Source organism: Tabrizicola sp. (assembly GCF_016793705.1).
GTDB lineage: Bacteria > Pseudomonadota > Alphaproteobacteria > Rhodobacterales > Rhodobacteraceae > Tabrizicola.
This window is the reverse complement of sequence record NZ_JAEULO010000018.1, coordinates 38937-62207: the sequence shown is the minus strand read 5'-3', so window position 1 is coordinate 62207 and position 23271 is coordinate 38937. Positions and strand designations below refer to the sequence as shown.

The window sequence follows — 23271 nt, the reverse complement described above, 5'->3', positions numbered from 1 at the left end:
CTCAAACAGGCCCCGAAAAAAGTCGGCCGGGAACAGACCTGGCCCACTTTAGAACGGTTCTAGTTTAGCCGAGCGAAAGCGTCAAGAAATCGCTCCCGCATGAGAAGTGAGCAATGCCCGAGGTAATCTTCGCCGGCCCCGATGGACGCCTGGAAGGCCGCTATCACCCGCAAAAGGACCGCGACGCCCCCATCGCCATCGTGCTGCATCCGCATCCCGCCTATGGCGGCACGATGAACAACAAGGTCGTCTACAACCTGCATTACGCCTTCTACAACCTTGGCTTTACCGTGCTGCGCTTCAACTTCCGCGGCGTCGGAAGGTCGCAGGGCGAATACGACCAGGGGATCGGGGAACTCAGCGATGCGGCCTCCGCGCTGGACTACCTCCAGGCGATGAACCAGAATTCCAAGCAATGCTGGGTCGCGGGCTTCAGCTTCGGCGCCTGGATCGGGATGCAGCTTCTGATGCGGCGGCCCGAGATCACCGGCTTCGTCTCGGTCGCGCCCCCCGCGAACCTTTACGACTTCTCCTTCCTCGCCCCCTGCCCCTCGTCCGGGCTGATCATCAACGGCACCGCCGACAAGGTGGCGCCGCCCAAGGACACCAAGACGCTGGTCTCCAAGCTGCACGAGCAGAAGGGGATCACCATCACCCATACCGAGATCGAGGGCGCCGACCATTTCTTCAAGGACGAAGAAGCGCATATGACGCCGATGATCCAGACGGTTTCGGACTATGTCCGCCGTCGGATGACCGAGGCCACGCGCTGATGTCGGTGCTACAGGACATGGCCGACAAGCTGGCCGATGACGTGCTCGCCGCCGAGGCCGAACTTGGCGACGACCGCTTCTACGAGAAGGTGGCGCAGGTGCTGATGGCGGCCTCGCCCACCTTCCAGGAGGCCTATATCACCTCGATCCGCGTCCGCCTCGCCGAACGCCGGGGCCGCGCCTTCCTGGAGCGGGCGCTGGCCGCCAAGCGTGGCGATGTCGTCGAGGAAGAGGTTGCCGAGGAGCCGGTCATCGACATCAGCTCGGGCCATTGACGCGGTGACGGACCGGCTGGAGCGGCAGTTCGCCTTTCTGAACGAGGCCGACCGGCTGAAGCATGTCCTGCGCGCGACGACGCTGGTCGACGGCTCGCGGCCCGAGAATTCCGGCGAACATTCCTGGCATCTGGCGCTTTACGCGCTGGTCCTGGCCGATCAGGCCGGGCCCGGGGTCGACATCAACCGGGTGATCCGGATGCTGCTGATCCACGATCTGGTGGAGATCGACGTCGGCGACGTGCCGATCCATTCGCAGAACGGCACCGCGCATGCGAGCGTGGAGACACAGGCCGCCGAAGCCAAGGCCGCCGACCGGATTTTCGGCCTCCTACCCAATGACTTGGCCGCCGACCTTCGCGCGCTCTGGGAGGAGTTCGAGGCGGCTGAGTCCCCCGACGCCCGCTTCGCCAAGAGCCTCGACCGGGTGCAGCCGGTGATGGCCAACCTGATGTCCGGCGGCGGGACCTGGGCCACCTACAACGTGAGCTTCGACCAGCTGGAAAGCCGCGTGGGGTCCAAGATCGCCAACGGCGCTCCGTCATTGTGGGACTGGGTGCGGGAGAAATGCATTGCCTACTTCCACTTCTAGGGTAAGGCAGGCCGTCGTATGGCTTGTTCGTTGGAGCGTTGTGCTATTGCTCCCCAGTCTACTTTGGTTGTGCGTTCTGCGCCTCTCCAGACTGCTGTTGCGTGACGGGTTCGCCAACCCGGCCTTCCAAGTCGTTTCTTTCTTTTCTGGTATACTGATCGCATTCGTGGCGATCAGTTCGGTCGGTATGCTTGCACGGCGAGATGGTTCGCCAACACATTTCGCGAACGTCCTAACGGCCAGCTTTATCGCGATCTACCTGTATATCGACCCGGACAGGCTCGCTCTATGGCTTTGGCCACATGTGTCTGTTCCGGCACTAGTCACCGCTGTTGCTGTTGCCTTTGCTATATGGTTGCGACGCAGGAAGGGCACCTGGAAAACTGGCCAGCTATAGGGCGGACAAAAAGCTAACGGTATACAATCGCATACCGCCCTTCCCAAGCCCGCCCTTTTCCGCTATGCACCCGGCAACGAATCCCTCAGGAGGCTTGCGATGTCGAAGATCAAGGTAGCCAACCCCGTCGTCGAACTCGACGGTGACGAGATGACCCGGATCATCTGGGACTTCATCAAGAAAAAGCTGATCCTGCCCTACCTCGACATCGACCTGCACTACTATGACCTCGGGATCGAGGAGCGCGACCGCACTGATGACCAGATCACCGTCGACGCGGCCCATGCGATCCAGAAATATGGCGTCGGCGTCAAATGCGCGACGATCACCCCGGACGAGCAGCGGGTCGAGGAATTCGGCCTGAAGCAGATGTGGAAATCGCCGAACGGCACGATCCGCAACATCCTGGGCGGCGTGATCTTCCGTGAGCCGATCATCTGCAAGAACGTCCCCCGCCTGGTGCCGCACTGGACCCAGCCCATCGTCGTCGGCCGCCACGCCTTCGGCGACCAGTACCGCGCGACCGACTTCCGCTTCCCCGGCAAGGGCAAGCTCACGATGAAATACGTCGGCGACGACGGCACGGTGATCGAGCGCGACGTCTACTCCGCGCCGTCGGCGGGCGTCTACATGGGGATGTACAACCTCGACGACAGCATCACCGACTTCGCCCGCGCCTCGCTCAACTATGGCTTGGTACGGAACGTTCCGGTCTATCTCTCGACCAAGAACACCATCCTGAAAGCCTATGACGGGCGCTTCAAGGATATCTTCCAGCAGGTCTTCGACGCGGAATTCGCCGAGGAATTCAAGAAGCGCGGCCTGACCTACGAGCACCGGCTGATCGACGACATGGTGGCCTCGGCGCTGAAATGGTCGGGCGGTTATGTCTGGGCCTGCAAGAACTACGACGGCGACGTGCAGTCCGACATCGTGGCGCAGGGCTTCGGCTCGCTCGGCCTGATGACCAGCGTGCTGATGACGCCCGACGGCAAGATCGTGGAAGCCGAGGCCGCCCACGGCACCGTGACCCGCCACTACCGCGAGCACCAGAAGGGCAAGCAGACCTCGACCAACTCCATCGCCTCGATCTACGCCTGGACCGGGGGGCTGAAGCACCGCGCCAAGCTGGACAACAATGACCAGCTGATGCGCTTCGCCACCACGCTGGAGAAGGTGACGGTCGACGCGGTGGAAGACGGCTACATGACCAAGGACCTCGCGCTTCTGGTCGGGCCGGACCAGAAGTGGCTGACCACGATGGGCTATCTGGAGAAGGTCGACGAATACCTGGACAAGGCCCTGAAGGGGTAAGTGTAGGGTGGGTTCCAACCCACCATCCATCGCGATCCATCGCGCGGGGCCGGGGGGAGACCTCCGGCCCTTCTCATTCGCCCCGACAAAAATAGGTCAATCTTATTGACTTTAAATGCGGCAGAGATTATGATCTAGCTGCCCTCGAGAAATCCCCCATGCCCGACCGTCCTGACCAGATCACCGACCACCCGCGCCACAGCGCGGTGGATGATGCGCAAGGCATCGGTTTCGGCGTAGTCATGGCCGCGCTCGGGATGCATATCCTGACGCATATGGGCTTCGTGACCGGCCAGACCACCGGCCTTGCCGTGCTGATCGCCCATGTCACCGGCTTGCCCTTCCCGGCGGTCTACTTCGCGGTGACCCTGCCCTTCCTCGGCCTCGCCTGGCGCCGGATGGGCGCACGCTTCGCACTGAAGACGCTGGCGACGACTGCCGCCCTGTCGGGCCTGGTGGCCGTCCTGCCGGGCTGGATCGAACTGGGCCGGATCGAGCCGACGGTGGCAGCCGTGCTCTTCGGCCTTCTCTTCGGCATCGCGGGGCTGGCGGCGATCCGGCATGGCGGCAGTTTCGGCGGTCTCTCGGTGCTGTGGATCGAATTGCAGGACCGCACCGGCTTTCCGGCGGGACATGCGCAGCTCTTGTCCGACGTGGTGATCTTCGCCCTCGCCGCGCTGGTGCTGCCGCTGGATACGCTTGCCTACAGCTTCCTTGGCGCGGCGGTGTTTTCGCTGTTCCTCGCGGTCAACCACCGCCGCGACCGCTATATCGCCGCCTGACCGGCCTGGGCAGGTGTTAAGATTTCCTGAACGCCCGCGCCCAAGCCCTTGATATCAATCGGCTTGCGAGTCTTGTCCACTGTGGACACCGCACCCCCTCTGGCGGCGTGAAAGAAAACCCTGTAAGGCCCCGCCAACCTTCTCAGGACCCGGACCCCCATGGAACTGCGCAACATCGCGATCATCGCCCACGTCGACCACGGCAAGACCACGCTGGTGGACGAGCTTCTGAAACAGAGCGGCGCCTTCCGCGACAACCAGGCCGTCTCCGAACGGGCGATGGATTCGAACGACATCGAACGCGAGCGCGGGATCACCATCCTGGCGAAGTGCACCTCGGTGGAATGGAACGGCACCCGGATCAACATCGTCGACACCCCCGGCCACGCCGATTTCGGCGGCGAGGTCGAACGCATCCTCTCGATGGTCGACGGCGTCTGCCTCTTGGTCGACGCCGCCGAAGGCCCGATGCCGCAGACCAAGTTCGTGCTGACCAAGGCCCTCGCCCTTGGCCTGCGGCCCATCGTGGTGCTGAACAAGGTCGACAAGCCCGACGCCGAACCCGACCGCGCCCTGAACGAAGTCTTCGACCTTTTCGCCAACCTCGGCGCCGACGACAACCAGCTCGACTTCCCCCATGTCTATGCCTCCGGCCGCGCCGGCTGGGCGGATGCGGAGCTGGACGGGCCGCGCAAGGACCTCTCGGCCCTCTTCGACCTGATCGTCCGCCACGTCCCCGCCCCGGCGCAGATTGCCCGGCAGGACGAGCCCTTCTCGATGCTGGCGACCACCCTCTCCGCCGACCCCTATCTCGGCCGCATCCTGACCGGCCGGGTCGAGACCGGCAAGATCACCACCGGCACCTCGCTGAAGGCGCTGTCGCGCGATGGCGAGCGGCTGGAGCAGTTCCGGGTGACGAAGATCCTTGCCTTCCGCGGGTTGTCGCAGGCCCCGATCGACGAAGCGGTCGCCGGCGACATCGTGACCCTGGCCGGCATGACCAAGGCCACCGTCGCCGACACGCTCTGCGCGCTGGAGCTGGACACCGCCCTGCCGTCGCAACCCATCGACCCTCCGACGATCACCGTGACCTTCGGCATCAACGACTCGCCGCTCGCGGGCCGTGACGGCAACAAGGTGCAGTCCCGCGTGATCCGCGACCGGCTGATGAAAGAAGCCGAGGTCAACGTCGCGATCAAGGTCGCCGACACCCCCGGCGGCGAGGCCTTCGAGGTCTCGGGCCGGGGCGAACTGCAGATGGGCGTTCTGATCGAGAACATGCGCCGCGAAGGGTTCGAACTGTCGATCTCCCGTCCCCGCGTCATCATGCAGGATGTGGACGGCGTGCGGCAGGAGCCGATCGAGGAGGTCATCGTCGACGTGGACGACGAATATTCCGGCGCCGTCATCGACAAGCTGACCGGCGAGCGCAAGGGCGACCTGGTCGAGATGAAGCCCGCCGGCGTCGGCAAGACCCGGATCATCGCCCATGTCCCCTCGCGCGGGCTGATCGGCTATCAGGGCCAGTTCCTGACGGATACGCGTGGCACGGGCGTGCTGAACCGCATCTTCCACGGCCATGCGCCGCACAAGGGCCCGATCCAGGGTCGGCGGCAGGGGGTGCTGATCTCGACCGAAAGCGGCGTCTCGGTCGCCTATGCGCTGTGGAACCTGGAAGACCGGGGCCGGATGTTCATCGGCCCGCAGGAGCAGGTCTATGTCGGCATGATCATCGGCGAGCACAGCCGTGACAACGATCTGGAAGTGAACCCGCTGAAGGGCAAGAAGCTGACCAACGTCCGCGCTTCGGGGACGGATGAGGCTGTACGCCTGACCCCGCACATCAAGATGAGCCTGGAAGAGGCCATTGCCTATATCGACGACGACGAACTGGTCGAGGTCACGCCGAAGATCATCCGGCTGCGCAAGCGGGAACTGGACCCGAACGAACGCAAGCGGGCGTCGCGGAAGGAGTGAGCTGTCAGACCAAGTGCAAGAATTTTAAGTAAAATTCTTGGCAAATTCCTTACTTAAGGAATTTGGGCCCGCTCAGGCGGCAGCGGCGAGGCGGCAGGGCAGGAAGTCCTCCACCATCGCCGTTTCGCCGTCGAAGGTGCAGAAGCTATAGGGCGGCACCTCTTCCCAGCCGCCCTCTTCCGCTTCCAGCGGCTCCGACACCACCGCCCGGCCCTGCCTCGTCTCCGACCAGCGGTGATAGAGCGAGGGCGCGGCATCGTCGGTGGCATAGCGCACGGCGTAGAGGCGCTGCCCATCGCTGAGCGCCGCCGTCATCCGCAGGTGCGGCCCCTGCCCCTTGTCCCGTGCGAGCCGGATGAACCGCGCCGCCGCGCGTTCCAGCGCCCCGCGCGGATCGGCGTCCAGCCCCTCGGCCAGCGCCACCAGGAACAGCGCCTCACTGTCGGTCGCGCCCTTGCGGTGCGGATACAGAGCTTCCGGGATCATCATGTCGGCATCGCGACGGAAGGCGTCATAGCCACCGACCTGGCCGTTGTGCATGAAGCTCCACCGGCCATGGGTGAAGGGATGGCAGTTGTTGCGGCTGGTCGCGGTGCCGGTAGAGGCCCGCACATGGGCGAGGAAAAGGTGCGATTGGACCTGTGCCGTCAGGCTTTTCAGGTTCGGGTCCGACCAGGCGGGCAGCACGTCACGGAAAAGGCCCGGTTCCGGCTTCGCGCCATACCAGGCGATGCCGAACCCGTCGGCGTTGATCGCGGTATGGCACTGCGTGGCGCAATGGCTTTGGTGGATGAGGGAGTGACCAGGGCGGCTGACGATCTCCTCCAGGAAGATCGGCGCGCCGGTATAGGCGGCCCAGCGGCACATCAGCGTGCCCTCGTCTGCAAGATCATGCTCTGCCTCGTTTTCTATCAGCATAGCCGATCCCGCCCCGCGAGGCGAGGCGGGATTTCCGGACAATTCTTCTGATGGGCAGTGATGAAGTCTAAAATTTTTCGTCGAAAAATTTTAGACTGCAGGGTGTGCTACTCCACTTCCTCCACCACCATCAGGTCGCGCACGCTGGCCCCCTTGGCATGGGCAAGCGCAGCCTGATAGGCGGGGGAGTTGTAGCATTCCACCGCCTTTTCCAGGCTCGGGAAGCGCGCCACCACGTTGCGCGGGCGATCGTTGCCTTCCAGCTGCACATAGCGGCCGCCGCGGGCGAGGAAGACGCCGCCATGGGCCGCGATGGCCTCGGTCGCGCCCCTGGCGTAGCGGCCATAGGCTTCGGCATCGGTGACATGGACATGGGCGATCCAGAGAGCGGTCGGCATGTCAGGCTCCAATCGCGGCTTCGGCCGCCTTGATTGCGGCCTCGGCCTGGGCGATGTCGGCACCCCCGGCCTGGGCCATGTCGGGGCGGCCACCCCCGCCCTTGCCGCCGAGAGCTTCCGCCGCGGCCTTGACCAGCGTGACGGCGGAGAGCTTCGCGGTCAGATCCTGCGTCACGCCGGCCGCCACCGCCGGTTTCGCCCCGGTGTCGGCGATGAGGAGGACGGCGCCGGACCCGAGCCGGGTCTTCATCTCGTCGATCAGCGCCGGAAGGTCTTTGCCGGATACACCAGAAAGAACCTGGGCAATGAACTGTACCCCGTTGATTTCCTTTGGTGTCGGGCCAGAGGCCTTGCCCCCCATCGCCACCTCGCGGCGCAGCTGCGCGACCTCGTTCGCCAGTGCCTTGCGTTCGTCGAAAAGCGCGCGGATGCGGTCGGCCAGTTCACCCGCCGGGGCCTTGATGATCGTGGCGATGTCGTTCAGCCGCGCGTCCTGCTGGCGCAGGTGGTCCAGCGCCGCCTGCCCGGTCAGCGCCTCGATCCGCCGCACCCCGGCCGAGGAGGCGCTTTCCGACAAGAGCACCATCGCCCCGATGTCGCCCGTGCGCCCGACATGGGTGCCACCGCACAGCTCGAGGCTATAGGTCTTGCCGTCCGTTCCCTTGCCCGATCCGTCGAGCGTGCCCATCGACACCACCCGCACCTCATCGCCGTATTTCTCGCCGAACAAGGCCTGCGCGCCGATGGCGCGGGCGTCGTCAGGGGTCATGATCCGGGTCTCGACCGGAGAATTCTGGCGGATGAAGGCGTTGACCTCGGCCTCGATGGTTTGCAGGTCCGGCGCCGAGATCGCAGCCGCATGGCTGAAGTCGAAGCGCAGCCGGTCGGCGGCGTTGAGGCTGCCCCGCTGGGCGACGTGATCGCCCAGCGTGCGGCGCAGCGCCTCATGCAAGAGATGCGTCGCCGAGTGGTTGGCGCGGATCGCCGAGCGGCGGCTGTGGGACACTTCCAGCTTCGCCGGTTGCCCCTTAATCACAGTGCCTTCCATGACATGCCCGATGTGGATGAAGACCCCGGCGGCCTTCTTCACATCGCTGATCTGCACCATACCGGTGTCGGTGCGGATGAACCCGGCATCGCCGACCTGGCCCCCGCTTTCGGCATAGAACGGGGTCTGGTTCACCACGATCTGCACCGCCTCGCCCTCGGAGGCCTGGCCTGTGGCCACCCCGTCGCGGACCAGCGCGGTGATCACGCCTTCGGCCGTCTCGGTGTCGTAGCCGAGGAATTCGGTCACGCCATGCTCTTCCGCCAGGTCGAACCAGATCTTCGCATCGCCAGCCGCCCCGGTCCCGGACCAGGCCGCACGCGCCTTGGCCTTCTGCTCGGCCATTGCGGCATCGAAGCCCTGCACGTCGACCTCGCGGCCCTTCTCGCGCAAGGCGTCCTGCGTCAGGTCGAGCGGGAAACCATAGGTGTCATAAAGCTTGAACGCCGCCCCACCCGGCAACGCGCCGCCGTCGGGCAGTTTCGCCAACTCGTCGTCCAGAAGCCGGAGGCCCCGGTCGAGGGTCTGCTTGAACTTGGTTTCTTCCAGCCGCAGCGTTTCGGTGATCAGCGCTTCGGCGCGAGAAAGCTCTGGATAGGCGCCGCCCATCTGGCGAACGAGCGCCGGAACCAGCCGGTACATTACCGGATCCTGCGCGCCGAGCATATGGGCATGCCGCATCGCGCGCCGCATGATGCGGCGGAGGACATATCCCCGGCCCTCGTTCGAGGGCATCACCCCGTCGGCGATCAGGAAGGAGGTGGAGCGCAGGTGATCGGCGATCACGCGGTGGTGGATTTTCCCAGGACCGTCAGGGTCTTGCGAGGTGACATTCGCGCTGGCCTCGATGAGGGAACGCATCAGGTCGGTGTCATAGTTGTCGTGCTTGCCCTGCAATAGCGCGCCGATCCGTTCCAGCCCCATGCCGGTGTCGATCGACTGCATCTCCAGGGGAACCAGCCGCCCGTCGGCGAACTGTTCGTTCTGCATGAAGACGTTGTTCCAGATCTCGATGAAACGGTCGCCGTCTTCCTCCGCCGAACCCGGAGGGCCGCCCCAAATGCTCGGCCCATGGTCGTAGAAGATTTCGGTGCAGGGGCCGCAGGGGCCGGTCGGGCCCATGCGCCAGAAATTGTCGTCGCTGGCGATGCGGATGATCCGGTCGTCCGGCAGGCCCGCGACCTTCTTCCAGATCGCCGCCGCCTCGTCGTCGGTATGGTAGACGGTGACGAGAAGCTTGTCCTTCGCCAGACCGAAGTCCTTGGTCAGCAGCTCCCAGGCGAAGGCGATGGCCTGGTCCTTGAAATAGTCGCCGAAGCTGAAATTCCCCAGCATTTCGAAGAAGGTATGATGCCGGGCGGTATAGCCCACGTTGTCGAGGTCGTTGTGCTTGCCCCCGGCGCGGACGCATTTCTGCGCGGTGGTGGCGCGCTTGTAATCCCGCGTCTCGACCCCGGTGAAGAGGTTCTTGAACTGCACCATGCCCGAGTTGGTGAACATCAGCGTCGGGTCGTTCCGGGGCACCAGCGGAGAGCTGTCCACCACCCGGTGATCGTTGCGGCGGAAGAAGTCGAGATAGGTGGAGCGGATGTCGTTCAGCGAGGCCATCGTGGGGCGGTCCTTGGCGAGATCGGGGCGAAAGCAGGAATTCGATCCGCTCCGTGTAGCCCCCTGCCGGGGGCCTGTCCACAGCCCGGCCTTCGCAGATGCAAAAAACCCCTTGCGGCGCCCGGCAAGGGATCAGCGCTGGACCTGAACCCTGTCGACGTTCCGGATCACGCCGTCCCGTTCTATGCTGCACAGGACCCCGCGCAGGCGCAGGGGCTTGTGCCCGGGCGCGCGGGCCCAGTCATAGGCGTCGGTGCCGTAGCGGACCTTCCACTTGGCGCAGCTGCCGTTGAACACTTCGGAGACCCGCAGGACGGCGGTGCCGACGGCCAGAAGCTGACCCTCGGGCAGGTTCGCCTCGGTCATGTCGAGATCGCAGACGAAGGTGTCACCCGGATGCACCACGCTCTCGCGGTCGCGCCAGACAAGATCAAGCACCCGGCGTGGCAGGATCGAGACCTGGATGCCGGGGTGGCCGGAGCCATCTGGCAGCTTCAGCCAAGGCGCGGTTTCCCAGCGCTCGCCGGGAATGCCCCGGTCACGGGTCAGGGTCAGTTCCTGCACGAAGCGGCGCTCGCCGTAGCCAGGGCGGAAGCACAGATACTCGACCGCGCTGCCGGTCTTGGGCGCGGAAAGCACACCCGGCAGCGCGGCCATCAGCGCGTCATATGAGACGGGGTCGGTCACTCGTCCAGCACGTCCCCGCTCTCCTCACCCGCCATCGTGAAGTCGAGCCCATTGGCGGCGCGGATCTTGTCCTCGATCTCCAGCGCGACCCCAGGGTTCTGCTTCAGGAAGGCCTTTGCGTTCTCACGCCCCTGGCCGATGCGTTCGTCCTTGAAGGAATACCAGGCTCCCGATTTCTCCACGACCCCGGCCTTGACGCCGATGTCGATGAGTTCGCCGGTCTTCGAGATGCCTTCGCCATACATGATGTCGAATTCGATCTGCTTGAAAGGCGGGGCCACCTTGTTCTTCACCACCTTGACGCGGGTCGTATTGCCGACCACTTCCTCGCGGTCCTTGATCGCACCGATGCGGCGGATGTCGAGCCTGACGGACGCATAGAATTTCAGCGCGTTGCCGCCGGTGGTGGTTTCGGGGCTGCCGAACATCACGCCGATCTTCATCCGGATCTGGTTGATGAAGATCACCATGCAGTTCGACCGTCCGATGGAGGCGGTCAGCTTGCGCATGGCCTGGCTCATCAGCCGGGCCTGAGAGCCCATCTGCATGTCGCCCATGTCGCCCTCGATCTCGGCCTTGGGCACCAGGGCGGCGACCGAGTCGACCACAACCAGGTTGACCGCCCCGGAGCGGACCAGGGTATCGACGATTTCCAGCGCCTGTTCACCGGTGTCGGGCTGCGAGATCAGCAGTTCATCCAGGTTGACGCCCAGTTTCTTGGCATATTGCGGGTCGAGCGCGTGTTCGGCGTCGACGAAGGCGCAGACGCCACCCTTTTTCTGCTCCTCGGCCACGACATGCAGGGTCAGCGTGGTCTTCCCCGACGATTCCGGCCCGTAGATCTCGATGATCCGGCCCTTGGGCAAGCCGCCGATGCCAAGCGCGATATCGAGGCCGAGCGAACCGGTCGAGGTGGCCTCGATCTCCATCGCCGGGCTGTCGGCACCAAGGCGCATGATCGAGCCCTTGCCGAACTGCCGTTCGATCTGCGCGAGTGCGCTTTCCAGCGCCTTCGACTTGTCCATATCCCGCTTGCTCCCAAGGTCGAGGAGGTTTGCCACCGCCATGTCGTTCTCCTTATTTCACAGCCGCCGGGGGGCGGCAATCCTTGCCCATGTTCCCCAAGTGTTCTTGCACTTATGCAAACAAAGCGGGAACATTTCAACCCAATTCTCGTGATGGCAGTTTCGTCCGGGTTTGGTTAAGGGAGTGTTGACGAAGACCCGGCACAACCGGGTGACGCGGAAAAAACGGGGGCTTTGGAGCAAGATGCTGGTGTTCTGGGAGCAGAGGCTCGCGTTTCTGGCCACACCGAAGACCGGGTCGACCGCGATCGCCGCGGCGCTCGAATCGCTGGCGGCGGTGTCGATCCAGCGCCCGCCGCTTCTGAAACACACCACTGTCCACCGCTACCGCCGCTTCATCGGGCCCTATCTCGAGGCGGCGTCGAAGGACACGTTCACGCTGGTTGCCCTGATGCGCGAGCCGAAGGACTGGCTCGGGTCGTGGTATCGGTTCCGCCAGCGCGAGGAGACCGAGGCGGGAAAGTCGACCAGGGGCATGAGCTTCGACGCCTTCGTCCGGGCCTGGTGCCAGGACCCGCGGCCCGACTTCGCGGATGTGGGAAGCCAAGGCAAGTTCCTGCGGCCGCGGCAGGGCGTGGGGGTGGACCGGCTGTTCCGCTATGAGGAGATCGGGAGCTTCGTGCATTTTCTGGAGGAGCGGCTGGGCTGCGAGATCACCCTGCCCCGGCTGAATGTCTCGCCCTCCGGAGCAACGGAGTTGTCGGGGGAGACCGAGACGCTCATGCGGAAGGTCGCGGCGGAGGATTATGCGCTCTACCAGACGCTTGGCTAGGCGCGGGGTCGCCGGTGGGGCTTTCCGGGCATGACAGGCGGCCGGAAAGCGGGTAGTTTTGCGGCCAAGGGGCAGGTGAGACCCCATGAGGCATGAAAGGGCGGACAGAATGAGCGAGATGATATTTACGCGGCGCGGGCTGGTGCTGGGCGCGGGGGCTGTCGTGGCGACCGGGGCGTTGGCGGGCTGCAACAATGGAATCGGGTCGAACGGGGCTAGCCAGATCGAGGCGCGGGTCAGCGCGACGCAGGACTACCTGTTCAACCAGTATCCCGGCACGCGGGATCTGGCGGCCCGCGCGGCCGGGGTGCTTTACATGCCGCTGATGACCGAGGCGGGCCTCGGCTTCGGCGGGGCCTTCGGGCGGGGGGCGCTGCGGATCCAGGGGGTCACGGTCGACTATTATGCCGCCGCCAAGGGGTCGTTCGGGATCCAGATCGGGGCGCAGCAATATGCCCATGCCCTGTTCTTCATGTCCCCCGACGCGCTGGAGAAGTTCCGCCGGTCCTCGGGCTGGGCGGTGAGCGGGGATATCCGCTATGCGAGCCCGGAGGAAGGCGCCTCGATCGGCAAGGAGTCGACGGAGCTGAACGACGTGATCGCGCTGGTCTTCGGCCAGCAGGGGCTGATCGCGGGGGCGACGCTGAGCGGGGTCAAGTACACCCGGATCATCCCCTGACCTGTCCACGGTGGACAAGAAGAGATATCCACTTTTTTTCAGCACGTTACGCGCGGACGTTCAGGATTTCTTAACCCTTGGCCCGCGGGTCCGGTTTCCTGACGTGACGGTGGGCCGCAAGCGGAGTATCCTGCGGCTTTAAAGTCATTTTCAGGAAGGGAGTCTTGCGATGGCAGTTCCGTCATCCGTGTTGAAGGGCTCGGTCGGGTTCGGCGGCAGGAACCAGGCCCCCGATGTCCGGCTGGTGCAATCGATGCTGAATGCCGTCCCGCAGAACCGGGGCGGGGCCTTTCCGCCGCTGGCGGTCGACGGCCTGTGCGGCGTGATGACCAACGGGGCGATCAAGCACTTCCAGTCCACGAACCAATGCTATGCCGATGCCCGGATCGACGCGGCGGCCAAGACCGAGCAGACCCTCCTGACGCTGCTGGACCAGTTGGGGAAGTTGGCCGCGATCCTGGGCGGAACCTTCGTCGTTCCCCCCGCTGCCCCCACTGGGCCGACGGTCGCGGGGCCGAATTCGCCGGTGCGGCGGAAATACGTCGAGACCGCACGGTCGCTGGTCCCGCCGGGCGGGCTGACCTCGGGCGGCAGCGGACCGAAGGGCGCCACCGGCTGCGGCGAGTTTCCCGGCCGGGTCTTCACCAAGCTGCCGGTAATCCCACCGGGCCAGCCGGGGGCCTTCAAGGTGCATGTCCAGGGTGCGGGAAACCTGTACCTGACCACGCCCACGACCTGGTGGGAACAACTGGCGCAATCGGTGGACAAGCAGTACTCGCCCGCAAAGAAATGCTGGGTGCCTTTCGTCGGCGGCAACCGGCCCCTGCCCGGCGATGTCTACCTTCTATCGCAATACGACAAGCCGGGGCAGTTCCAGCATGTCGGCGTGATCCTGGATGCCTCGGGCAGCGAATGGAGCACCTGCGACGGGGGCCAGGGGAACGGCTGGCAGTCGGGGATGGTAAAGCGACAGTTCCAGCCGGATGGCGTGATTACCGGAGAGTTCGGAAACAAGGCGCGGTTGAAGGGCTGGGTCGATCTGGACAACCTCTACGCCGTGGCGCAGGCGAGTTTTCCGGCGTTGAGCTAGGGGCGGTGGCGGTCGGGTGAAAAGAGTCGGGGCAAGCCCCGACCTACGGGTGGTGCGTCGTGGCGCGCCCCACCCTACTTCAACCGCCGGATCAGGCTGGAGGTGTCGTTCCGGCCGCCGCCCATCAGTTGCACGTCCTTGTAGAACTGGTCCACGAGCGCCGTCACCGGCAGGCGAGCACCGATGTCGTCGGCGGTCTGAAGGCAGATATGAAGGTCCTTCCGCATCCAGTCCACCGCGAAGCCGAAGTCGAACTGATCGGCGAGCATGGTCTTGTGGCGGTTGGCCATCTGCCAGCTTCCCGCCGCGCCCTGGCTGATGACCTCGACCACCTTCTCGCCGTCGAGGCCCGCCTTCTGGCCGAAGGCAAGCGCTTCGGAAAGGCCCTGCATCAGGCCCGCGATGCAGATCTGGTTCATCATCTTGGCAAGCTGCCCCGCGCCCTGCGGCCCGATCAGGCGGCAGATGCGGGCGTAGGCCGCCATCACCGGCTCGGCCCGCGCGTAGTCTTCGGGCGTGCCGCCGCACATGATGGAGAGCTGGCCGTTCTCGGCCCCCGCCTGGCCGCCGGAGACCGGGGCATCGACGAAGTGAAGGCCGAGCGCCTTGGCCTTTTCGCCCAAGGTGCGGGTGATGCTGGCCGAGACGGTGGTGTGGTCGACGAAGACCGCGCCGGGGGTCATGCCGGAGAAGGCGCCGCCCTCGCCGGTGCAGACCTGGGCGAGGTCGTCGTCGTTTCCGACACAGGCCATCACGAACTCTGCCCCCTCGGCCGCCTCGCGCGGGGTGGCGGCGGTCTGGCCCTTATGCTTCGTGACCCAAGCCCCGGCCTTCGCGGGCGAGCGGTTGTAGACCGTGACCTCATGCCCCTTGGCCGCGAGATGCCCGGCCATCGGGAATCCCATGACTCCCAAGCCAAGAAATGCCACTTTCGCCATCAGCGCCCCCCGATCATTGCCCTTCATCGGCGCATCGACTAGGAACCGATCCGCTTCCCGCCGTCAAGGACAGCACCCTAAAGGACCGTCCCAAATGTTGACTGCCTTTCGCTGGCTGATCCGGATCGTCTCGGGGCTGATCGCCCTGGGCGTCGTCCTGGCATTGCTTGCCTATTACATCCTGTCGCGGTCGCTGGTGGATTATTCCGAGGATTTCACCGTGGCGGGTATCTCGGCCCCGGTCGAGATCGTGCGCAACAACGACAATGTGCCGCATATCTTCGGCAAGACGGACGCGGATGTCTTCTTCGCGCTGGGGTTCGCCCATGCGCAGGATCGGCTGTGGCAGATGACCATGCTGCGGCGCACGGCGCAGGGACGGCTATCAGAGATCTTCGGTCCGGCGACGGTGAAGGTGGACGAGCTGATGCGGCGCTATGACCTTTACGGTCTGGCGCTGGACTCGGTGAAAGCGCAGGACCCCGAGACACTGGCGGCGCTGGAGGCCTATTCGGCGGGGGTGAACGCCTGGATCGAGGAGGTGAACAAGGGCGCGCGGGGGCGTGGTGCGCCGGAATTCTTCCTGTTCGAGCCGGAAATCTCGGCCTGGGCCCCTGCGGATTCGATCGCGATCCTGAAGCTGATGGCCTTGCAGCTGTCGAGTGCCTTGCAGACCGAGGTCTTGCGGGCGCGGGTATCGCTCTTGTTGTCGCCCGAGCGGTTGGCCGACATCCTGCCGGACGACCCGAGCCAGGGGGTCGCGGCGCTGCCGGATTATGCCGCGCTGGTGCCGGGCGTGGTGCCGTCCGCGAAGCCGGTGGAGTTTGCGGAAGGGCCGTTCTCACCGGTGGCGGACCCGGCGATGGCGGGGGCGTCGAACTCCTGGGCGGCGATGCCGGGGCGGTCGGCGGCGGGAGGGAGCCTTCTGGCGAACGACCCGCATCTGGGGCTGACGGCGCCGACGATCTGGTATCTGGCGCGGTTGGAGTTGCAGTCGGGGGGCGTGATCGGAGGGACGATCCCCGGAGTGCCGCTGGTGCTGGTCGGGCGGTCCGACAAGCTGGGCTGGGGGCTGACCACGGCCTATGTCGACGATCAGGACGTGGTGATCGAGAAGGTCAACCCGGAGAACAAGGAAGAATACCAGACGCCGGAGGGCTGGGCGCGGTTCCAGAGCCGACAGTCGATCATCAAGGTCAAGGATGCCGAGCCGGTGACGCTGACTTTGCGCTGGTCAGAGCACGGGCCGATCCTGCCGGGGGGGCATTACGACCTCGGCTCGATCACGCCGGGAGGCCATGTGGCGGCGATCAGCTGGACGGCGCTGACCGGGGCGGACACGTCGATCAGCGGAGCGATGGCGCTGATGCGGGCGCAGACTGTGGATCAGGCGATCGCGGCGGGGCGCAAGGTGGTGGCCCCGGCGCAGAACGTGATGCTGGCGGATGGGTCGGGGATCGCGCTTCAGGTGATGGGGGCAATCCCGGCGCGGGATGCAGGGCATCCGTCGCAGGGGCGCTTGCCGGCGCTCGGGTCGGATGCGCGGGTGGGGTTCAAGGGGGTCCTGCCCTATGAGACGAACCCGAGCTTCCGCGACCCGGCCTCGGGGCTTTTGGGCAACACCAACAACAAGACGGTCGACCGGCCCTTCCCGGAGCATGTCAGCTTCGACTGGGGCGACACGCAGCGCATCCAGCGTTGGCTGACGCTGATGAAGGCGCGCGAGGTGCATACGCGGGAAAGCTTCATCGAGGCGCAGCTGGATACGGTGAACCCGACGGCGCGGTCGCTCTTGCCGCTGATCGGGGCGGATTTGTGGTTCACCGGCGAGGCGGCGCCGGAAGGCACGCCGGAGCGCCTGCGGCAACGGGCGCTGGTGCTGTTGGCCGAATGGAACGGCGAGATGAACGAGCATCTGCCGGAGCCGCTGATCGCCCAGGCCTGGCTGCGGGCGTTGCAGAAGCGGCTGATCCAGGACGAGCTGGGGGCGATGTCGGAGAGCTTCACCCATATCTCGCCGGTCTTCATCGAGCGGGTCTATCGCAATGTCGGCGGGGCGAGCGTGTGGTGCGACGTGATCCAGTCGGCGGCGGTGGAAAGCTGCACCGACATCGCCCGGATCGCGCTGGACGAGGCGCTCCTGGAGCTGACCGAGAAATATGGCGACAACCTGGAAAGCTGGCGCTGGGGCGATGCGCACCAGGCCACGCACGACCATCCGGTACTGGGCGAGGTGCCGTTCCTGAAGTATTTCGTCAACATCCGGCAGTCGACCAGCGGCGGGGACGACACTCTGATGCGGGGCGTCACGCGGGGCGAGGGGCCGGAACCCTATCAGAACGTGCATTCGGCGGGCTATCGCGGGGTCTATGACTTCGCCGATCCGGATTCGTCGGTCTTCATCATCGCCACCGGGCAGTCGGGGCATCCGCTGTCGCGGCACTATGACGATCTGGGCGAGTTGTGGCGTCGAGGGGAATATATCCCGATGTCGCTGGACCCGGAACTCGCTCGCGCAGCGGCGGCGGGGGTGATGGTGCTCACGCCGGAGGAGCAGTGATCCGGACCGAACGGCTGCTGCTGCGTCGCGCGACCTGGGGCGACCTCGAGGCGGTGCACCGGCTGTTCTCGAATCCGCAGGCGATGCGCTACTGGTCGCGACCGGAACACGAGACGCTGGAGGAGACGAGGGCCTGGCTACGGTTCCTGGTCGAGCCTGCGGCGGACAGCCTGGACTTTCTGATCGAGAAGGACGGCGCGGTGATCGGCAAGGCCGGGGCCTGGCAACTGCCGGAGGTCGGGTTCCTGCTGCACCCCGACCATTGGGGACAGGGGCTGGCCTTCGAGGCGATGGCGGCGGTGATCGCGCATGTCGAGGCGGAGCACCCTGCCCTGCCGGAACTGACCGCCGAGGTCGATCCGAGGAACGCCGCTTCGCTTCGGCTGCTGGACCGGCTGGGATTCCACGAGACCCATCGGGCAGAGCGGACGCTTCTGTGGAAGGACGAATGGTGCGACAGCATTTATCTGGCGCGACCCCGTTGGGGACTGGCGGCCTGAGCGGGTCGGGGCGGTTGTCAAATTGAGCGCTGACGCGCGAAGACCTTTTGTCTCGCGCTTTTGCGTGAAGGACGCAAAAGCGCTCGGCTCTGCCTCCGGCGGGGATATTTGGGCCAGTCTGAAAGGACTTGTCTCTGGCTTGCAGTTTGGGACTACAGGTCGCGGTAACGCTTTTCCTGCCGGGCGGTCCAGCGCACGGTGATCCGGTGGCCGTCGTCGGTTTCCGTCTCGGACTGGACCACGCCTTCCTGGTGCAGCCAGGCGCGTTTGCGACCTTCGGCGAAGGACAAGGTGAGGCTTCGCTCGGATTTCTCTTCGTCGAAGGCCCTGGAAATGGCGGCAAGGAGGTCGTCGATCCCTTCGCCGGTCAGGGCGGAGATCGGGAAGATACGGTCGCGACCCTCGGCGTTCACGGCCAGAACGGCGCGGGCAGGAGGGTCGACGAGGTCGAGCTTGTTCCAGACCTCGAACTGCGGGACGGCGGGTTTGACGCCGAGCGAGGCGAGGATTTCGGCCACGTCCTGCGCCTGTTCGGTGGTTTCTGGGTGGGAAATGTCGCGGACATGGAGGATGAGATCGGCCTCGAGCACTTCCTCCAGCGTGGCGCGGAAGGCGGCGACGAGCTGGGTCGGCAGGTCGGAGATGAAGCCCACGGTGTCGGAGGCGATGATCTTGCGCCCGGAAGGCAGGACGATGCCGCGCATCGTGGGGTCGAGCGTGGCGAAGAGCATGTCCTTGGCCATGACCTCGGCCCCGGTCATCCGGTTGAAGAGGGTGGATTTGCCGGCGTTGGTGTAGCCGACGAGGGCCACCAGCGGAAAGGGCACCTTGCGGCGGGCGGCGCGGTGCAGTTCGCGCGTGCGGACGACGCGGTCGAGCTGGCGCTTCAGGCGCACCACCTGGTCGTCGATGGCGCGACGGTCGCTTTCGATCTGCGTCTCGCCCGGGCCGCCGACGAAGCCGAAGCCGCCGCGCTGGCGTTCGAGGTGGGTCCAGGCCCGGACAAGCCTTGTGCGCTGGTAGCTGAGCGCGGCGAGTTCGACCTGGAGGACACCCTCGTTGGTGCGGGCGCGGTCAGCGAAGATTTCCAGGATCAGCGAGGTGCGGTCGAGGAGCTTGACCCCCCATTCCTTTTCCAGGTTGCGCTGCTGGACGGGCGAGACGGCACCATCGACAAGGACCAGTTCGATCCCGTCTTCCTTGAATCGGCTCTTCAGCTCTTCCACCTTGCCGGAGCCGAGGAGCGTGCCGGGGTGGACGCGCGACAGGCGCACGACCTCGGCCCCCACGACATCAAGCTCGGGCAAGGCCGCCGCCAGCGCCACGGCTTCGGCAAGCCCATGCTCGGGCAGGCGCCGGGCCTTTGCCGATTTCAGCGCCGGATGCAGGACATAGGCGCGGGTTGCCGCAGCCGCAGTGTCGCGCAGCCGGTGGCCTGCCCGGTCAGACAGAAGATCGTCGTCATCCTGTGGATCGCGGACGATCAGTCTTCCCCTTCGTAGAGGCTGATCGGCGCCCCCGGCATGATGGTGGAGATCGCATGCTTGTAGACCAGTTGCGACTGCCCGTCCCGGCGCAAAAGCACGCAGAAGTTGTCGAACCAGGTGATCACGCCCTGAAGCTTGACGCCGTTGATCAGAAAGATCGTCACCGGAACCTTGGCTTTGCGAACGTGGTTGAGAAAGGCGTCCTGCAGGTTTTGCTTGTCAGCGGCCATCGTTGTTGTGCCTTGTTTTTCTATCGCTTCACTGTCGCGTCGTGGTCGTTTGTCGTTGAGCCCTGTCTTCACCGCCCTTGACGGTTTTCATAAGTATGAAGGGACGGCGCAGGAGTTTCCAGCGCAAAAATCAGGCTGTTAGGCGGAGGACTTGCGACGGGTTCATCGCCGGCTGCGACCGGGCAGGACCAGTGCGAGGAGCGCCAGGGTTTCCAGCCGCCCGACGACCATCGCAAGCCCGAGGATGACCTTCACCGCGCCGGAGAGATCGCCGTAGAGGATAGGCTGGGCGGCGCCGACATCGGCGAGCTGGCCGGTGGTGGTGAGGGCGGCGATCGCAAGGATCATGGTCCGCTCGAAATCCACCCCGGCGAGGAGGAGAAGCGCGGAGACCGCGGCGATCGAGGTGGCGAAGAGCATGAAGAAGACCCAGGCGAACTGCGCGCCATCGCGGCGCAGGCGGCGGGCCTCGGCCCCTCCCCTGCCGATGGAACTGGGGTGGATGATCTTCTCCAGCTCGCGCTCGCCATGGCGGAGAAGCGCGTAGACGCGGAGAAGCTTGACCCCCCCGGCAGTGGTCGCGGTGCCGCCGCCGATGATCGCGAGGCCGAGGAGGATCAGGCCATGCGTGCCGACCCCCGACCAGAGCGAGGCGGCCTGCCAGTCGGCGGAGACATAGCCGGTGGTGGTCAGGAACGAGGCCACGGTGAAGAGGATGCCCCAGACGGCGTGCAGGCCATTGCCCCGGGGGGTGGCGTCGCTTTGGCCCGCGACGAACCAGTGCCGCAGGAAGAGGATCAGCGTCACGGCGAGAATGAGGAGCGCGGCGAGGCGCAGTTCGGGGTCTTGCAGCAGGGGGCGGCGGTTCTCGGTCAGCCGCACTCCAGGGAATGCGCGGCGGGTGAGCGCGAAGGCGAAGCAAAGAAAGACAAGGACCTCGCCCGCAGCCCCGGTGCCGGAATCCTGAAACGGGGTGCGCCCGCTGATCCCCGAGGTGGAGAGCGTGCCCATGGCGTGAATGAGCGCTGCGATGCCGGTTTCGCCGAGGATCAGGAGGCCACACCAGAGGAGCACGGTGAGCGCGGCATAGGCGGGAAACAGCATCAGCGCAAAGCGGGTGAGGCGCTGGCCGGGATCGGCGGTGCGGGCGACCTGGGCGTTGCCGATGCCACCGCGACCGGGGGGACGGCCGGAGGAGACCTCGGTCCCGCCAAGGTTCAGGGGGGCGAGGATGGCATAGGCCGCGAGCAGGATCAGGAAGCCGCCGAACCAGCCGACCGTTGCACGCCAGAGATGGACGGCATCGGCAAGCCTCTCCGGGGCATAGACCGACGCGCCGGTGGTGGTAAAGGACGAAACCATCTCGAACCAGGCGTTGGTGAGTGTGGTGTCGGGCAGGGCATCGGCCAGCGGCAGCGCCAGGGCAAAGGGCAGGACCGCATAGGCCAGCACGAGCGCCGCCAGGTGGCTGCGGGCGGGGTCGCGGGGCGCATAGGCGGCGGTGGCGATGCCGAGCATCACGGTAAGGACCAGAAGGATCAGGGCGGAGTAGAGGAAATTGCGCGCATGGTCCAGATCGTCGGCCCCCAGGGCATAGAGGGCGGGGATCAGCGCGATCGCGCCGGACAGGCCCATTAGGACGACCAGAAGCGGCAGTTCGGCGAGGCGCGCCAGCATCAGAAGAAGTCGATCGAGACTTGCAGGAGGCGCTCGACTTCCGGCACGTCCTTGGCCATGGCGAAGAGCGCGATCACGTCGCCGGGCTCGATGCGCAGGTCGCCGGTGGGTTTCAGCACCTTCTCGCCCTTCATCACCGCGCCGACGAGGACGCCTTCGGGAAACTCGATGTCGCGCACCAGGCGACCGGCAAGGGGCGAGGTGGAGAGGACCTGCGCCTCGATCATCTCGGCCTCGGCATCGCCGATGGAGTAGACGGCGCGGACACGGCCATGGCGGATGTGGCGCAGGATCGACGAGACGGTGGTGGCGCGGGGATTGATGTAGGCGTCGATGTCGAGGGGCGCCATGAGGGGCGCGAGCGTGGGGTCATTGACCAGCGCGATGGTCATCGGGCAGCCGGCCTGCTTGGCACGGACGGCGACGAGCAGGTTGGTCTTGTCGTCGTCGGTCACGGCCAGGATCGCATCGGCGCGGTCGACCGAGGCCTCCATCAAGAGGTCCGAATCCATCCCGTCGCCGTTCAGCACGATGGTCCGTTCCAGCGCGTCGGCGGCGAGTTCCGCGGTCGCGCGGTGCTTTTCGATGATCTTGGCGCGGATGCGGTCGGTGCGGGTCTCCAGCGCGCGGGCGACGGCGAGGCCGACATTGCCGCCGCCAACGATGACCACACGTTCCTGCTTTCTGGTCTTCTTGCCGAAGATTTCCAGAGCGCGGTTGATGTCCTCGAAATGGGTGAAGACATAGATCTGGTCGTCGGCGAGCAGCAGATCGCCGGGGTCGGGGGCGAAGAGCCGGTCCTCGCGGCGGATGCCCACGACGATGGCGCGGAGGGTGGAGAACAGCTCGTTCAGCTGGCGGAGGGGGGTGTTGAGGACCGGGCAGTCCTCGTCAAGCTGGATACCGAGGAGCTGCGCGCGGCCCCCCATGAAGCTTTCGGTGTCGAAGCTTGCCGGCGCGGCGAGGCGTTGCAGCGCGGCCTCGGCCACCTCGCGTTCGGGAGAGATCACCACGTCGATCGCCAGCCCGTCGGTGTTCGTCAGGTTGCCGTAGAGCGGGTCGAGATAGTTCTGCGCCCGGATGCGGGCGATCTTGCGGGTGATGTTGAAGACGGTGTGCGCCACCTGGCAGGTGACCATGTTCACTTCGTCTGAATGGGTGGCGGCGATCAGCATGTCGGCGTCGCGGGCGCCCGCCTTGGCCAGCACGTCGGGATGGCTGGCGAAGCCGACGACGCCCTGCACGTCCAGCGTGTCGGTGGCGCGGCGGACGAGATCGGCGTTCACATCGACGAGGGTGACATCGTTCTTCTCGCCGGACAGGTGCCGGGCGATCTGCCAGCCGACCTGACCCGCCCCGCAGATGATGACTTTCATCAGTGACCCCGCGATCCGCCGTCTGGGCCTGAATGTCAGATCGGGGAGGAGGGGTCAATCATCCCGCCTTTCGCCCAGGCGCACGAGCCGCCGGGGCTGGCCAAGGGC

At 65.6% G+C, this 23271-nt stretch carries 21 protein-coding genes; 11 read left to right on the top strand and 10 right to left on the bottom strand.

Translation table 11 applies throughout. From position 1 onward, the window contains the following. The first annotated feature begins 113 nt into the window (after positions 1 to 113). The 6 genes from JNJ68_RS02870 (at position 114) to typA (ending at position 6110) form a co-directional block, all read left to right on the top strand. Positions 114 to 773 (top strand): alpha/beta hydrolase, encoded by a 660-nt coding sequence (locus tag JNJ68_RS02870; RefSeq protein ID WP_294978704.1) that lies wholly within the window; start codon positions 114 to 116, stop codon positions 771 to 773. Next, positions 773 to 1048, top strand: coding sequence for a hypothetical protein (locus tag JNJ68_RS02865; RefSeq protein WP_294978703.1), 276 nt, complete (start codon positions 773 to 775; stop codon positions 1046 to 1048). Before JNJ68_RS02870 ends, JNJ68_RS02865 begins: the two co-directional genes overlap by 1 nt. A 4-nt stretch (positions 1049 to 1052) precedes the next feature. Further along, positions 1053 to 1640 carry an HD domain-containing protein gene (locus JNJ68_RS02860; RefSeq protein ID WP_294978701.1) on the top strand — a complete coding sequence of 196 codons (588 nt, stop codon included), beginning with the start codon at positions 1053 to 1055 and terminating at the stop codon, positions 1638 to 1640. A 496-nt stretch (positions 1641 to 2136) separates the two neighbouring features. Further along, a complete protein-coding gene (locus tag JNJ68_RS02855) occupies positions 2137 to 3351 on the top strand; it encodes an NADP-dependent isocitrate dehydrogenase (RefSeq protein WP_294978698.1) in 1215 nt (404 codons plus the stop codon). A gap of 158 nt (positions 3352 to 3509) precedes the next feature. Beyond that, on the top strand, positions 3510 to 4133 hold the full coding sequence (locus JNJ68_RS02850) for a YitT family protein (RefSeq protein ID WP_294978695.1): 624 nt from the start codon (positions 3510 to 3512) through the stop codon (positions 4131 to 4133). A 159-nt stretch (positions 4134 to 4292) separates the two neighbouring features. Next, on the top strand, positions 4293 to 6110 hold the full coding sequence (typA, locus tag JNJ68_RS02845; RefSeq protein WP_294978693.1) for a translational GTPase TypA: 1818 nt from the start codon (positions 4293 to 4295) through the stop codon (positions 6108 to 6110). A 72-nt stretch (positions 6111 to 6182) separates the two neighbouring features. On the opposite strand, the gene JNJ68_RS02840 is transcribed toward typA, so the two are convergent. The 5 genes from JNJ68_RS02840 to recA form a co-directional block, all read right to left on the bottom strand. Then, positions 6183 to 6977 carry a class II glutamine amidotransferase gene (locus JNJ68_RS02840; RefSeq protein ID WP_294978850.1) on the bottom strand — a complete coding sequence of 265 codons (795 nt, stop codon included), beginning with the start codon at positions 6975 to 6977 and terminating at the stop codon, positions 6183 to 6185. A 158-nt stretch (positions 6978 to 7135) separates the two neighbouring features. Beyond that, positions 7136 to 7426 (bottom strand): DUF1330 domain-containing protein, encoded by a 291-nt coding sequence (locus tag JNJ68_RS02835; protein ID WP_294978690.1) that lies wholly within the window; start codon positions 7424 to 7426, stop codon positions 7136 to 7138. A 1-nt stretch (position 7427) separates the two neighbouring features. Continuing rightward, positions 7428 to 10082, bottom strand: coding sequence for an alanine--tRNA ligase (alaS, locus tag JNJ68_RS02830; RefSeq protein WP_294978687.1), 2655 nt, complete (start codon positions 10080 to 10082; stop codon positions 7428 to 7430). Positions 10083 to 10214: 132 nt separating this feature from the next. After that, on the bottom strand, positions 10215 to 10739 hold the full coding sequence (locus JNJ68_RS02825) for a hypothetical protein (protein WP_294978847.1): 525 nt from the start codon (positions 10737 to 10739) through the stop codon (positions 10215 to 10217). 26 nt (positions 10740 to 10765) lie between these two features. Continuing rightward, complete coding sequence (gene recA, locus JNJ68_RS02820) at positions 10766 to 11836, bottom strand: recombinase RecA (RefSeq protein WP_294978684.1); 1071 nt, start codon at positions 11834 to 11836, stop codon at positions 10766 to 10768. A 202-nt stretch (positions 11837 to 12038) separates the two neighbouring features. Here recA and JNJ68_RS02815 point away from each other — a divergent pair, with 202 nt between their 5' ends. The 3 genes from JNJ68_RS02815 to JNJ68_RS02805 all read left to right on the top strand — a co-directional run bounded on the left by JNJ68_RS02815 (position 12039) and on the right by JNJ68_RS02805 (position 14395). Next, complete coding sequence (locus tag JNJ68_RS02815) at positions 12039 to 12626, top strand: hypothetical protein (RefSeq protein WP_294978843.1); 588 nt, start codon at positions 12039 to 12041, stop codon at positions 12624 to 12626. 109 nt (positions 12627 to 12735) lie between these two features. Beyond that, positions 12736 to 13305, top strand: coding sequence for a YSC84-related protein (locus tag JNJ68_RS02810; RefSeq protein ID WP_294978681.1), 570 nt, complete (start codon positions 12736 to 12738; stop codon positions 13303 to 13305). 169 nt (positions 13306 to 13474) lie between these two features. Beyond that, on the top strand, positions 13475 to 14395 hold the full coding sequence (locus JNJ68_RS02805) for a hypothetical protein (RefSeq protein WP_294978678.1): 921 nt from the start codon (positions 13475 to 13477) through the stop codon (positions 14393 to 14395). Positions 14396 to 14469: 74 nt separating this feature from the next. Here the strand turns inward: JNJ68_RS02805 and JNJ68_RS02800 are convergent, their stop codons facing one another. After that, entirely contained in the window at positions 14470 to 15333 is an 864-nt protein-coding gene (locus JNJ68_RS02800; protein WP_294978676.1) for an NAD(P)-dependent oxidoreductase, read from the bottom strand. Between the two features lie 94 nt (positions 15334 to 15427). Between JNJ68_RS02800 and JNJ68_RS02795 the strand changes: the two genes are divergently transcribed. Next, positions 15428 to 17893: a penicillin acylase family protein gene (locus tag JNJ68_RS02795; RefSeq protein ID WP_294978674.1), complete on the top strand. Its 2466-nt coding sequence runs from the start codon at positions 15428 to 15430 to the stop codon at positions 17891 to 17893. After that, positions 17890 to 18393, top strand: a complete 504-nt coding sequence (locus tag JNJ68_RS02790; protein WP_294978672.1) for a GNAT family N-acetyltransferase — start codon at positions 17890 to 17892, stop codon at positions 18391 to 18393. The genes JNJ68_RS02795 and JNJ68_RS02790 overlap by 4 nt, the downstream gene beginning before the upstream one ends. 152 nt (positions 18394 to 18545) lie before the next feature. Here the strand turns inward: JNJ68_RS02790 and hflX are convergent, their stop codons facing one another. The 4 genes from hflX to trkA all read right to left on the bottom strand — a co-directional run bounded on the left by hflX (position 18546) and on the right by trkA (position 23163). Next, on the bottom strand, positions 18546 to 19844 hold the full coding sequence (gene hflX / locus JNJ68_RS02785; protein WP_363165286.1) for a GTPase HflX: 1299 nt from the start codon (positions 19842 to 19844) through the stop codon (positions 18546 to 18548). 32 nt (positions 19845 to 19876) lie between these two features. After that, entirely contained in the window at positions 19877 to 20110 is a 234-nt protein-coding gene (hfq, locus tag JNJ68_RS02780) for an RNA chaperone Hfq (RefSeq protein ID WP_008028786.1), read from the bottom strand. Between the two features lie 162 nt (positions 20111 to 20272). Beyond that, positions 20273 to 21787, bottom strand: coding sequence for a potassium transporter TrkG (locus JNJ68_RS02775; RefSeq protein ID WP_294978670.1), 1515 nt, complete (start codon positions 21785 to 21787; stop codon positions 20273 to 20275). Beyond that, positions 21787 to 23163 (bottom strand): Trk system potassium transporter TrkA, encoded by a 1377-nt coding sequence (gene trkA, locus JNJ68_RS02770; RefSeq protein ID WP_294978668.1) that lies wholly within the window; start codon positions 23161 to 23163, stop codon positions 21787 to 21789. Before trkA ends, JNJ68_RS02775 begins: the two co-directional genes overlap by 1 nt. Positions 23164 to 23271 lie beyond the last annotated feature (108 nt).

What these genes read in the sequence shown, in the direction of transcription:
- JNJ68_RS02870 (WP_294978704.1), top strand. Translation starts at nt 114, where the DNA reads ATGCCCGAGGTAATCTTCGCCGGCCCCGATGGACGCCTGGAAGGCCGC.
- JNJ68_RS02865 (WP_294978703.1), top strand. Translation starts at nt 773, where the DNA reads ATGTCGGTGCTACAGGACATGGCCGACAAGCTGGCCGATGACGTGCTC.
- JNJ68_RS02855 (WP_294978698.1), top strand. Translation starts at nt 2,137, where the DNA reads ATGTCGAAGATCAAGGTAGCCAACCCCGTCGTCGAACTCGACGGTGAC.
- JNJ68_RS02850 (WP_294978695.1), top strand. Translation starts at nt 3,510, where the DNA reads ATGCCCGACCGTCCTGACCAGATCACCGACCACCCGCGCCACAGCGCG.
- typA (WP_294978693.1), top strand. Translation starts at nt 4,293, where the DNA reads ATGGAACTGCGCAACATCGCGATCATCGCCCACGTCGACCACGGCAAG.
- JNJ68_RS02840 (WP_294978850.1), bottom strand. Translation starts at nt 6,977, where the DNA reads ATGTGCCGCTGGGCCGCCTATACCGGCGCGCCGATCTTCCTGGAGGAG.
- JNJ68_RS02835 (WP_294978690.1), bottom strand. Translation starts at nt 7,426, where the DNA reads ATGCCGACCGCTCTCTGGATCGCCCATGTCCATGTCACCGATGCCGAA.
- alaS (WP_294978687.1), bottom strand. Translation starts at nt 10,082, where the DNA reads ATGGCCTCGCTGAACGACATCCGCTCCACCTATCTCGACTTCTTCCGC.
- JNJ68_RS02825 (WP_294978847.1), bottom strand. Translation starts at nt 10,739, where the DNA reads ATGGCCGCGCTGCCGGGTGTGCTTTCCGCGCCCAAGACCGGCAGCGCG.
- recA (WP_294978684.1), bottom strand. Translation starts at nt 11,836, where the DNA reads ATGGCGGTGGCAAACCTCCTCGACCTTGGGAGCAAGCGGGATATGGAC.
- JNJ68_RS02815 (WP_294978843.1), top strand. Translation starts at nt 12,039, where the DNA reads ATGCTGGTGTTCTGGGAGCAGAGGCTCGCGTTTCTGGCCACACCGAAG.
- JNJ68_RS02810 (WP_294978681.1), top strand. Translation starts at nt 12,736, where the DNA reads ATGAGCGAGATGATATTTACGCGGCGCGGGCTGGTGCTGGGCGCGGGG.
- JNJ68_RS02805 (WP_294978678.1), top strand. Translation starts at nt 13,475, where the DNA reads ATGGCAGTTCCGTCATCCGTGTTGAAGGGCTCGGTCGGGTTCGGCGGC.
- JNJ68_RS02800 (WP_294978676.1), bottom strand. Translation starts at nt 15,333, where the DNA reads ATGGCGAAAGTGGCATTTCTTGGCTTGGGAGTCATGGGATTCCCGATG.
- JNJ68_RS02795 (WP_294978674.1), top strand. Translation starts at nt 15,428, where the DNA reads ATGTTGACTGCCTTTCGCTGGCTGATCCGGATCGTCTCGGGGCTGATC.
- hfq (WP_008028786.1), bottom strand. Translation starts at nt 20,110, where the DNA reads ATGGCCGCTGACAAGCAAAACCTGCAGGACGCCTTTCTCAACCACGTT.
- JNJ68_RS02775 (WP_294978670.1), bottom strand. Translation starts at nt 21,787, where the DNA reads ATGCTGGCGCGCCTCGCCGAACTGCCGCTTCTGGTCGTCCTAATGGGC.
- trkA (WP_294978668.1), bottom strand. Translation starts at nt 23,163, where the DNA reads ATGAAAGTCATCATCTGCGGGGCGGGTCAGGTCGGCTGGCAGATCGCC.